Below are 11,050 nucleotides of genomic sequence, written 5' to 3' on the forward strand. Positions count from 1 at the left end.
GCGTCCAGTCCTGACACCCACGATCGGAGATCATCAGCGGTTAACTCATCGAGCATGCCTCCAGACTACATCACAAAGCCTTGCTGTAGTACTAGTGCTGCATTCCTCAAAGGACATAGACGAACCGGAGGCGTAAGTGTCGGGGAGATGGTGGCGGCCGTCCCCATATCCATGGTTTGGCCTGTTGGTTGAGTTGGGTGGTGGCGATACGGGTGGCGTAGGCGATGTCGTCGGGGCAGGAGAAGGACACTCCCGCCAAGGCGTGCCGCCGGAAGATCCGCCACCAGGGTTCCCGCAGATTGAGCCAGCGGGCGCCGACCGGGATGAATGCGTGGCGGATCCGGGGATGGTCGGCCAGCCAGGTTCGGGTGGCCAGGCTGTTGTGGCTGGACAGGTTGTCGGCGATCACCCAGATGTCGCCGTCTCCGGGGTTGGCGTCCTCGAGTTGTTGGAGGAATTGCTGGTAGCAGGCGCTGTTGCGGGACGGGGCGGTCATCGTCAGCGCGGTGCCGTCGGCGACTCGCAGCGCGCCGTACACCCAGGTCTTGTCCGGGCCTCGGGCGTAGTCCAGCGGTGCTTTGATCCGGTGGCCATCGGCCGACCAGGCCGGTCCGGGTGGGAAGGTCCGGGGGGAGGATGGGTCCCAGCTCGTCGGCGCACACCACGACCGCGTTGGCGGGTGGATCGGTGTACAGGCCGACGATCATCGTTCTTTTACGGCGAACTCGGGATCCTTGCTGGTGGTCCAGGATCGAGTACGGCGCCATCTCACCCCCACCTCGCGCGGGATTCGGCGGATCTGGGAGCGGTGCACGTCGATTCCCGCGCTGCGAGCTGTGGCGGTGAGGGTGTCCAGCGTCCACACTGCTGGCCCCCGCTCGTCGGCGGCTCGCAACTCGCCCCCGTCCCTGCCAGTGGGGATGGCCTGGTGGCGGGCTTTTGGCCAATGCGATGATCTGGGAGCGTTCCTCCTGGGTGATGCGCGGCTTGCGGCCCGGCTCCGGCAGGTCGGCTAGGCCCTCGATCCCGTCGGCGGAAAAGCGGTGAAGACGGCGCCGCACCGTCGCCGGATGGCAGCCCACTCGCGCGGCGATCGCTGGGACACGCGCTCCGTCCCAGCTCATGGTGATGATGGTGGCTCGTTGGATCCAGTCAGCCGGGGCATGCCGGGCCCCGGCCAGCCTGCGGATCTGGCGCTCTTCCCGGTCATCTCGCGGTGTCCGGGCACGTAACAGCTTCGGCATGGCACAGCCCTCCTGCCATGCACGATGTCTCTGCTCAGCGCAGCGGACCAGTAAGAAGACGCTGGCCCCTTGAGGAACGCAGCACTAGAAGAGGCGACAGATCGTGCCTCTGGCACCAGAAGACCTGGGCCAGATAGAACAAAGGTCAACCTCGTGGGCAACACTTCCTACTCCTGCAACCTCAACCGCAGTAGCAGTCGTTCCCGATGGCACCAGTCTCACTGATAGAACAGTATCCCGAGCCCCTGGTGGTGACGGAATGGATGGTGGCGATCAGCCCATCTGCCGGGGTTCTCTGTGTCCCTGGCCGAACTTTCAGCTCGAGATCAGGTCGTGACCTGGAAGCCTACTACGAGGGATGAAATGGGTTCAACCATCTATGGCGTCCTCAGGGTCTCCAGCGGTGGGTGGCGCGAGCACTCGTTGCCGCAAGGGCAGCAGCGGCGGGAAGGCGCGGCCCGCGGGCGCTTGCGGGCCCTTCCTCACGGGCTTCGCGCGGCAGGGGGAGAAGAAGTGTATGGCGCTGCCTCGTTTCATGCGAGAAGCTAGCTTGCATGGCTGACCTGAGGATGACGGCGAAGCGGTGGGACGAAATCACTGCGTTGCTGCAGGATGAGCAGAGACTCCAAGCAGAATATCCCAAGGTCGCGGAATATCTAGATATGGCGGCGAGGCTGCCCGGGACCGGGGACACTAAAATAGACACGGCATTTGACTTGCGGCTCGTGCATTACATGACTGGCGGAAGCTCTGTAAGCGCGAACCCGTATTGGGACATTGTGCAACCGTTTGTGTTCGAGCATGAGAGCCGCCGCGTGGTTAACGGTGGCCGAATAACGGGAAGCGCAAGACTCGCCTTTGCACAGACGGTCTTGCAAGAAGTCTATGCTTATGCGATACCTTCTCCGGAGAGTGTTGCATGGGTGTCCGGCTTTTGTGGTCACCGCAGACTCGTGGAGCTTGGCGCCGGTCGCGGCTATTGGGCTGCACAGTTGTCTCGCGCGGGTCTGCAGGTCGAGGCTTACGATTTGAGCCCGCCCGATGCCAGCGCAAACGTCTCGTTCCCTACAGCGGCCGGTCAGGTGGACGTCTGGCACTCCATCAATACGCTTGACAAATTGGCAAGGCATGTCCAGATGGCCGGTCTCGTGCTATTCCTCTGCTGGCCGCCTGGCTGGGGGGACAGTATGGCATCTGACGCGCTGACCTTGTTCGAGGAAGCGGGCGGGGAACGACTCATTTACATAGGAGAGCTCAGAGGAGGCAAAACCGGGAACGATGCCTTCTTCAATGCCCTAGCGGCTCGCTGGAGACTAGATGCCGTAGACCCGCGGTTTGTTTCATGGTGGAGAGAGATGGACATTGCGCAAGGGTGGGTTCGGAGATAGAGGTACACAGGAGGCTTCGCACGTCGGGGCCTCTCTATTGGAGATGTCACAGGGCATCAATACTCGGCCGGGCACCGTGCGCCCTTTATCCTATTACCGCAGGTCCGGACCTCCAGCAGCTGAGCCGGACCGGTAGATGCGTCATCAGTCCTGCTCGGGCAAGTCGGGCGAGAAGGATGAAAAGGCTCCGTGGTGCGTAGCCATCTCAGGACAAAACAGGGATGACCATGCCACGGATGTCATTGCGCTGGACGCTGGCGGTGTCTGGATGGGCCGGCTGCACCGTTGCCGCTGACCAGGCTGAGGCAGAGGGCGCCGCCTCCTGTCACCGCGTCTCCTGAGGAACTTCTGACCGCGGTAGCACGGCTGATGCTCGGCGAAGAGCAGACACAGGCCCAGTTCGAGGCCGAGCCGACAGCGTCTTGCTGGATCTTCTTTCGAGGTGGCAACGACGTCTGGGTGCGACTGCTCAGCTGCCCCACGGTCGTCGGCACGACAACGCCGGCACCGAGATCTGGCCCAGGCGGCAAACGATCGACACCCTGGCCCGCGCCATCATCCGCTGCTTCGACGACGTCGCCCGACGCCATGACGAGAGGGTCTACCACGGAAAATGGGGAGCGCCACTCCCTCGGCTCGCACTTGTGACCCTCCGGACCGCGTGGCGCAACCACGCCGACGCCCACGTCAGCTGCCGAACCACACACTTGTTGGCGCGAACATGTGCGCTTGCCGAGGGGGTTGCTGGACGTGACGATCAAGTTGGCGCATTCAGAGCGGCTAGCGACTAACTGGAAGAACAGGCTGGCGGCCTTGGGCTCGAACGGGATGTAGCCCACCTCATCCACGATCAGGACCACCACCTCGGCGGCGAGGTCGCGGGCAATTCGCGACCGCCACCGACCCGGTGGCGGTGGTGGTGGCTCGTGCGGCCATTACGCCACCGTTTCGATGCCGAGCGGTGCGTCGTAGTCGCTGACCCGGCGCTGTTCCACCTTGGTGCCCACCGGCGTGGCCACGGCCTGGGGCCTGGTTGCGCACAGCGCCGCCGCTAACCTCAGAAGCCATGCCTTGCCTGCGTGCATCTCCGGCATATCGCGGGGCGGGCGTGAGCCTACCGTGGCCGGCCTGGGCCTGCTCCCAACGAGCGATTTTCGTTGCTGTGCTCCCGTTCGCACGGCCGGCCACCCGCCGTGCGCGGACCATCACTCCGTGAGCCACAAGGTGACCTTGTCGTCAGAACCGGCTCTGCATTCGTGGCAGAGCGTGTCGGCCCGCCTCCTCGCCCCGCACCCGGCGGACGGCCGCCTCCTCGGCCATAGCGCGAGCGGCTCAGGCGCGATCGCCGAGGGCTTCACCCATCGCCCGCGACTCCTGCGAAAACTTCACCGCCGTCGGCCTTGATGGAACAACCCGGCGCCGACGGGCACCGCCTCGCCGCGCCCGTCCGGTTCGAGCAGAACACAGATGTTGGTCGCCGCAGCGATGTAGCACTCCAGCAGCCGGGGCAACGCCGCCTCGTCGAACGTTAAGTGAAGGTTGCCAGCGATCACGCGGCTTGATCAGCGCGAGTGGGCGCCAAGAGGCACTGTGGCGTGGACGTTCCAGCGGTAGAGCCACTCAGGCTCCAGAACTCGGTTCTGCACGATCAATGCCACCTCCTCCACGCTGACGTTGGTCGCGTCAGCGTTCACGGCGTTCAACATGTCGATGTAGGTCTTGGCAGGTCCCGGTCTGTTGAAGTAGGTCAGGCTCACGTGCGGGCGGAATCCCTTGGCCTGTTCAGGTGCTGTTGGCGCGTTTCCGGTGACTTCGGCTATGCCAGTCCTGATGTCGGTCCAGATCTGGTGCAACGGTTCCGCATGCGCGGGAGTCAGCACCACGGCCTCGCTGGTGACGACTGGTCGATGGAAGGTCAGCTCGATGGGGGCGAGGTGGCTGAGACGTTCGCTTACCGCATTGACGACCTGGTCGAGGAGTTCTCCGGGGACCTCGTCGACGAACCCCACTGATTGCATGGTGAGGTGTAGCCATCGGGCTGGGATCGCGTTATGTCCGTCGAGCATGGAAAGGGCGCTTTGGTAGCACTCCGCGAGCTGGTGCAGCTGCGGGGCGCGCTCGAAGGTCAGGTGCCATGTGTAGATGAGACGGCCGGGTCGCCAGCCTTGCCGCGGCCACCAGTGCGGCCGAACCTGGTCCACGTTCTCGATGGTCATCGGTGTGCCTCAGATCGGGGGAGCGGTGTTAGCGATGTTCGGCTTTCCTGGCCAATCAGATACTCCTCCATGATGGTTACCCGCTCCGCCGGTCAGATCCACTCCGCTATCTCCAGCACGGTGCCGGCCTCGGTCCGAGCGGTGTGGATGAGCTGCATGACGCGACCCGCGCCGTGGGAGGCCAGTGTGAGCGCCTCTCCTGAAGTGGAGCTGCGGGCGATTCGTTGGTCGTGGGTGTGATAGTTGCGCTTGTCGCTCAGGTCCTCGGCGCATCGGAAGAGCACCTCCGGAACGCCGTCGCGCTTCTCCAGAAAGGTTCTGCGGGCGATGTCGGCTGGGATGTGGCTGGCGGCGATTACCTTGGGCGTGTCGGTTTCTCACCGAAGAACAATCGGTGGCGGGTGAGGACCTCGGTGCCCTTGCCGACGCCGTGTCGACGCCCATGGCGCCGACCATGCGGGGCGGCGTCCCCCGCCCGTACGGCGAAGGCGATCTCGTGCAGCGGGCGGGAGCTTCTCGAGCCGCGGCTGTAGGGGTGGCGGGAGTGTCGTTCGAGCCGCTGGTCTTGCCGCATGACCGTGCGATGCCGCGCTTGCGGCACGGGCCATGCCCGAAGCCCGGCGGATGCGGCTCCGTCGCCCGGCATTCTCCACCAGTTGATAAATTGTCGAGATTGTCCACAAAAGGAGGCCGCGCCTATTTGTACCTCCAGCGAATTATCCTGAACCAGCGCCGCGGTCTGGTCAATCGTGTTGGCACGTATGGGCTCGCCCCGCCGGCTAAGACGCACGAAACGGGGTTCCAAGAGACCGTCAGCGCGCTCGGTGTCTCGCGAGAGGAAAGGGCCCGACCTAGGGGCAAGGCCTCGCAGTGTGGCACGCACGCACCCACCCAGAGGGGACGCAGGCCTTCCCTCAAGGCAAGGAACGAGACGCAACATCGCGGTTATGGTGGCTGGAGACCTTGACCACACGGCACTCATGGAGGTCGCACGCATGTCCAGCCCTCAGCAGCGCCTAGACGAAGCGCGAGGAATTCTCGCGGCTCGTCTGCGAGAGATTCGGAGCTCGGCAGGAATAACCGGACGTGAGCTGGGACAACAGGCAGGATGGCACTACAGCAAAGTCTCTAAGCTCGAGAACAACAAGCAACATCCGACGGAGACCGACGTCCGGGAATGGTGCCGGATCTGCAAAGCGGAGTCTCAGACGACGGATCTGGTCGCCAGCGTCCGAAACGTGAACGCCTTCTACACTGAGTGGCGACGACTCGAAGAAAGTGGTATCGGGCAGGTACAACGATCATTCTTGTCTCTGTACGAACGGACCAACCACTTCAGGATCTTCCAGCACAGCGCGATTCCTGGACTCGTCCAGACCATGGCGTACGCGCGCGGCCACCTGTCGAAGATCGTCGGTTTCCGGGGGATCCCGGACGACGTAGGTACCGCTGTCGAAGCGCGCATGCAGCAACAGGGGGTCATCACGACTGGCGCACGCCGGTTCGCGTTCCTCATCGGTGAGCAGGCACTTCGCACGCCGTACTGCCCGCCGGCCGATATGGCGGCCCAGATGGACAGGCTCACCGAACTTACAAGGCGAGCCAACGTCAGTATCGGCGTGGTCATCTGGCGGCCGGAGACCGGCATCTGGCCACCAGAAAACTTCTGGATCTATGACACCGAGCAAGTTCGCGTGGACACGGTTCCCGGTCAAGTCCGGTTGAAGTCTCCCGGCGACGTCGCGCTGTATGAAAAGGCGTTCCAGACGTTGTCCGAGTCGGCCGCTTACGGCGATGAGGCGCGCGCTCTCTTCGCGTCAGCACGCCAGGAATGGTCGGGACAAGGCTGACCAAGGGGACGTTGCGAGGGTCCGCGAGCAACATCAAGCAACATCGTGGACCCTTGAAAAGGGTTGTCCGTACCTTCCTGACATGAACGCCTTGGCCAGCTGTTACACCCCTCCCTCCGACAAAGTGGGCGTCGAGATCCACGACATGTCGATCTCACTTCCGCAGACCACGATGAACACGAATCTCGTACAGGCGCACGTCAACCAGGTCAAGCCCAAGCAGACCTCCGGAGCGACTCTGACGAGCGATCCGATCACCCGTACGTGGTGGATCGAAGGCCACACCGATGGCGGTCGGGGCGGGCTGATCCTGTTCGACGTGGCGATGAAGAAATGCCCCAGGCTGTACCGCGGCCTCAGCGGAATCGACAGACCGACCAAATACCCCCACTCGCCGCGGCGCACCTCCGTCGAGCCATGACCGCGCCAGGTAGATCCCGCTTCGACTGGGCCCCGTACCACTCGTGCGGGTCTCGAGCGAAGATCAGAGAGTTCATCACCCGGGGATCCATCGAGTACGAGCAATGCATGGAGGGCGGAACATACCTGATCCGGCGGACCGAGCGGAACGGCGACGCCCAAGCGCCCACCGTCATGGAGATAGGTCGTGGCAGCACACGGGTCCGCGTACTCGATCACTGGCGGTTGATCGTCAGCGGCGACGCGAGCTAGCCGCACAGATACGTAGTGGATATTGAGTCGAGGATAGGAACGGCTGACAGCATGAGCGGGCAGTCGAGCCGATGGTGACGGCCCGCTTCGGCGAGAAGCGCGGCCAGCCAACCGAGAGCATCCAGCGACCACTCGGCCAAGGTGCCGTCGATGGTTACGCTGTGCTCAGCCGGCCCGCACCACAACTCATCGGTGATAGCAGGGCGCAGCATGACGGCCTCGTCATCCGTGAGGAAGAAATCGCTGAACATGTCCTGTTTCAGCTCCCGCAGCCACCCGAGCATGTCCGGCGCCACTGACAAGAGCACCGGATTCTGCCCGCCGTCCAGCGTCACTCGTACGCGCGTTCTCGCCCGCGGAAGCAGATCGGCGAACCAGCAGATCTGCTGTAGCAGCCGTACCACGGCGCCGGTGCGATGAAAGCCGCCATCGGGCAAAGCCAGGCTCTGTACCGGCAGCGAAACCTGGACGGCCTCCAGGCGCAGCACACCCACGCGAGCGGCGACCCATTGCGCGCAAGCCAGGAACGGCTGGACCGGCAACGGCAGGTCGAGTGCGGCCGGCGCGGGCAGCGACGCCTGAAACCAGGCAGCTCGGGAACGCCACGGACCAGCCGCAGAGCCGAACCCGGCATCGTTCATCCCCCACAGCCCGCGATCACCCCCGGTCGGCTCGGCGAGCCATCCCATGGCCGACGATCGCGCGACGAACAGACTGTAGGCGTCGGGATCCGGACTCGGCTGCCGCCATGGGTAGGGCCGCAACTCGCCATGCAGGGCTGCGAACATCGTGCTGTCGACTTCGACGCTCATGGTCACCTCCCGTCCTACTCCCCGCTGCGGATGTTCCGCCCGCCCGTGGCAAGCGCGTCCGGCGGGTCAAGCACATTGACGACACCCACGCCGATGACGTTACGCCAGTCCGCCACAGTGCTGGTGTTGCGGCAGGTGACTCGCCCAGTCGCTCGGTGGCCAAAACCATCGCTGCGTCGGACGGTGGCCTTGCCCGCCGTACGGGGTCTGAGGGCTCGTCCCGAAGCGCGGACACCGGTTGCTATGCGGCCAGCCGCACCCTATCGCTGGTCTGCCGCTCGTAGTCGATCGAACTGAAGTAGCCAAGGGCGGAGCGTCGTCTTCGGGTGCCGCAGCGGATGATCCATCCGCACACGCGGCAGCTAACGTCACCCCCCGCCAACACCATGCCGTGATGGTAGGCGCGTCAGGTCCCGGCCGCGCCAGGGGAAAGTTGAGCCGGCTTTGGAGGACATCGACGTCGTCCGCCAGGTCGTGCGGATCCGAGGGCGCGTCAAGCCCCTCGACGGACGCACCCGAATCTTCGCCCTCTACAGCCTGATCTCGTGATGTTCGAGTCAACGCCTCCAGCAGTGGCTGGCTCACGCGCGCGTCTGATGGTGTCGTCGACGTTGAGACCAGTCGAGGGCGTGGCTGAGCGGGCGGGTGATCGTAGCGGTCAGACCTGCCAGGAGACGGCGGATTTCGGCGGGTGTGACGCGGGCCAGGCCGCTTGGGCTATTGGGGCGTTCGCGGCGGTGACGGCCAGGTAGGCGGGGACGAGCATCGCGAGGGTGATGTGGCGATGCCAGGCATCGAACCGTCGGACTTGGTACTGGTCCAGGCCGGTCTCGTTCTTGGCGCTCTGGAAGCACTCCTCGGGCCGCGGTGCCCAAGAACCAATGGATCGGCAAGGCATGGGGCGGGCGGATCAACGCCGAGGCCGCGACCGCCCAGCAACAGCGTTAGCGAGATCCCGGGCCAGCTCCTCTTCCAGACGACACGCCGGTCGGCGTGGATGTTCTGATCAGCCGCAACGCTGGATCACGGACACGAGCCCGCTCTGAGCCCCTGAAAGCCCACCCGATCAACGCCGCTACCACCGTGCCGCGTGAATACGGAGGGCCGGCCATACCGCTAGGGTGTCGCGAAAACGGAGATCATCTTGCCGCGATTAGCCCACCTCGCCTGGGTGGCCGCCCTGGCCGCCGCAGCCTACTCGACTTGGAGCGCCTGGCAATTCGAGTACGGGTTCTCCTACACCGTCCTCGGCTGCGTGGGGTCCTTTGACACTGGCGGCTTCGGCCTCACCAAACTGGCATCGACATCCCTGGGAGACGCCTACGACATCGCGGGCCTGGCCGTCCAATGGGGTGTGCCCGCCATCCTTGTCCTTGCGGGGCTCTGTATGTCGGTGGCCACCGGGAACGGGCCGATCATCGGACGCCGGGTGGCCGGCCTGCTCGTTCTTCTCGCGGTCGTCGGACCGGCCGCTCCTACGTACATGGCTTCGGACGGCTGCTCGGAGATCCCCGTACTCAGCGACGAATGGTTCGCGACCGTGGCGACCGCCTACGGGTATGAGGAGTCGGCCCTCCTACTCTCCGCGTTGTTGGTGCTGCTGGCCGCCCGTACCGCAAGGGACACCTGGCCGAGTGGATTCGCCGGGCGACGGGCGGTGGCGTTCACCTTCGATTACTTGGTCTTCGTCGCCTTCTTGGGCCTCTCCGAGGGCGGGCCCAGCAGCTTGGACTACGGTCTCCTAAACTGGTTCACGGTCAACGAACCGACATCGCCGCTTGTCGCCGTGCCCGCGTTCCTCTACGTCCTGACGGGACGGACGTTCGGTAAGCGGCTCATGCGTATCCGCGTCGTCTCCACTGAAACCGGACACTGGCCGGGTTGGTGCCGCGCCGCGGTCCGAGGGCTCGTCTTCCCTGTCCTCGTCTGCGTGCCACAGGTCGGGCTGGTCATGCTCTTGGTAGACGGTTTGTGGTCGTTGGCCGACCCGGCCACTCGCACCTTGCACGACCGCCTCGCTGGTACTCGGGCCGTACGCGACTTCCTGTAGCTGCGGCAGTCGCGGCGCAGCGGCTCGCGGCGCTCTACAAGCTGGCCTGACTGCCTGATCGTTCGCCTGGGTCGTCGGTTCCGCGCCGAGCGGACGCTGGTTGGCGTCAAAGCCGTCTGTGTCCGTACCGGTCCTAGAAAGCAGCATCGTGCTTCGACCTGGGGTGCCTTTTAGACCCCAGGACTGTCCTGACAAACACGAAGGCTTGCTCCAGGTCATCCCTAGCAGTGGGCCCTTCTGCTGTGCGCGGCCGAGAGGACTCGAACAATCCCTAACCGTCTGATCCGTAGGGAAAGGCAGCCTCCTGGTCGAGTCGCCTTTGGCCTGGTCAGGTGGTTGAGGGTGGCTGGAATCGGACGGCGTAGTAGGGCTGTGTTGCTGTACTTTTGCGCTGTACAGCAGCGGACAGAACCCGCATGCCCAGTGGCGAGGCAGCTACCAATCGCATCAACACTGCCGTGCTGGACCGATCCAGAGTGTATGCATGATCTTATGATCGCGTTACGACGACACCTCCACGCCGCCGCCGTGCTTGCACTGGTCGGCCTTCTCACCGCCTGCGGCGGCGCCTCGACCAACAAGGACGCCGCGACCATCGTCGGTGACCTCGGTGCTAACGGCGTGCCCGCCAAGCTCGGCACCGTCTACGACGAGAACACTGACCCGAACAAGCTGCTTGGCCGCCCCAACGGCTACCTCAGCAAGGCCGAGTTCACCGATAGCAGGGTTAAGGCAGATGGGGCGGGCAGTGTCGAGGTGTTCGAGGACGCCGGCAGTGCCGAGGCCCGCGCCGAGTACATACAGGCGCTCGGGAAGAC

11 protein-coding genes and 4 pseudogenes are annotated in these 11,050 nt (G+C 64.4%); 6 read left to right on the plus strand and 9 right to left on the minus strand.

What is annotated here, in order from left to right; all coding sequences use genetic code 11:
* Positions 1–106 precede the first annotated feature (106 nt).
* Both ACWEJ6_RS53350 and ACWEJ6_RS53355 read right to left on the minus strand, forming a co-directional pair.
* Positions 107–685 (minus strand): transposase, encoded by a 579-nt coding sequence (locus tag ACWEJ6_RS53350; protein WP_452433384.1) that lies wholly within the window; start codon positions 683–685, stop codon positions 107–109.
* 277 nt (positions 686–962) lie between these two features.
* Positions 963–1,244: pseudogene (locus tag ACWEJ6_RS53355) on the minus strand (helix-turn-helix domain-containing protein); the annotation flags it as partial.
* Between the two features lie 554 nt (positions 1,245–1,798).
* Between ACWEJ6_RS53355 and ACWEJ6_RS53360 the strand changes: the two are divergent.
* The gene (locus ACWEJ6_RS53360; protein WP_452433371.1) at positions 1,799–2,632 is read left to right on the plus strand and encodes a hypothetical protein; all 834 of its coding nucleotides are present in this window, start codon (positions 1,799–1,801) and stop codon (positions 2,630–2,632) included.
* A gap of 239 nt (positions 2,633–2,871) precedes the next feature.
* Here ACWEJ6_RS53360 and ACWEJ6_RS53365 read toward each other — a convergent pair.
* The 5 genes and pseudogenes from ACWEJ6_RS53365 to ACWEJ6_RS53385 form a co-directional block, all read right to left on the minus strand.
* Positions 2,872–3,525, minus strand: a pseudogene (locus ACWEJ6_RS53365) (ATP-binding protein); the annotation flags it as partial.
* A gap of 42 nt (positions 3,526–3,567) precedes the next feature.
* Positions 3,568–3,717 (minus strand): hypothetical protein, encoded by a 150-nt coding sequence (locus tag ACWEJ6_RS53370; protein ID WP_452433373.1) that lies wholly within the window; start codon positions 3,715–3,717, stop codon positions 3,568–3,570.
* Between the two features lie 300 nt (positions 3,718–4,017).
* A complete protein-coding gene (locus tag ACWEJ6_RS53375; RefSeq protein ID WP_452433374.1) occupies positions 4,018–4,185 on the minus strand; it encodes a hypothetical protein in 168 nt (55 codons plus the stop codon).
* A 9-nt stretch (positions 4,186–4,194) separates the two neighbouring features.
* Positions 4,195–4,848: a 2'-5' RNA ligase family protein gene (locus ACWEJ6_RS53380; protein ID WP_452433375.1), complete on the minus strand. Its 654-nt coding sequence runs from the start codon at positions 4,846–4,848 to the stop codon at positions 4,195–4,197.
* 92 nt (positions 4,849–4,940) lie between these two features.
* Positions 4,941–5,132, minus strand: a complete 192-nt coding sequence (locus ACWEJ6_RS53385; protein WP_452433376.1) for a hypothetical protein — start codon at positions 5,130–5,132, stop codon at positions 4,941–4,943.
* A 711-nt stretch (positions 5,133–5,843) separates the two neighbouring features.
* On the opposite strand from ACWEJ6_RS53385, the pseudogene ACWEJ6_RS53390 reads away from it, so the two are divergent.
* The 3 genes and pseudogenes from ACWEJ6_RS53390 to ACWEJ6_RS53400 form a co-directional block, all read left to right on the plus strand.
* Positions 5,844–6,038 (plus strand): annotated as a pseudogene (locus ACWEJ6_RS53390) (helix-turn-helix domain-containing protein); the annotation flags it as partial.
* 48 nt (positions 6,039–6,086) lie between these two features.
* Entirely contained in the window at positions 6,087–6,698 is a 612-nt protein-coding gene (locus ACWEJ6_RS53395) for a DUF5753 domain-containing protein (RefSeq protein ID WP_452433385.1), read from the plus strand.
* Positions 6,699–6,780: 82 nt separating this feature from the next.
* Entirely contained in the window at positions 6,781–7,119 is a 339-nt protein-coding gene (locus ACWEJ6_RS53400; protein WP_452433378.1) for a hypothetical protein, read from the plus strand.
* A gap of 247 nt (positions 7,120–7,366) precedes the next feature.
* On the opposite strand, the gene ACWEJ6_RS53405 is transcribed toward ACWEJ6_RS53400, so the two are convergent.
* Both ACWEJ6_RS53405 and ACWEJ6_RS53410 read right to left on the minus strand, forming a co-directional pair.
* A complete protein-coding gene (locus tag ACWEJ6_RS53405) occupies positions 7,367–8,182 on the minus strand; it encodes a hypothetical protein (protein WP_452433380.1) in 816 nt (271 codons plus the stop codon).
* A gap of 658 nt (positions 8,183–8,840) precedes the next feature.
* A pseudogene (locus ACWEJ6_RS53410) lies at positions 8,841–9,041 on the minus strand (IS701 family transposase); the annotation flags it as partial.
* 285 nt (positions 9,042–9,326) lie between these two features.
* Here ACWEJ6_RS53410 and ACWEJ6_RS53415 point away from each other — a divergent pair.
* Together ACWEJ6_RS53415 and ACWEJ6_RS53420 are read left to right on the plus strand one after the other, a co-directional pair.
* Positions 9,327–10,232, plus strand: a complete 906-nt coding sequence (locus ACWEJ6_RS53415) for an RDD family protein (RefSeq protein WP_452433381.1) — start codon at positions 9,327–9,329, stop codon at positions 10,230–10,232.
* Positions 10,233–10,724: 492 nt separating this feature from the next.
* Positions 10,725–11,050 (plus strand): hypothetical protein (locus ACWEJ6_RS53420; protein WP_452433383.1); only part of this gene is annotated, 326 nt, incomplete at its 3' end.

The sequence above is a fragment of the Nonomuraea sp. NPDC004702 genome (genome assembly GCF_053601695.1).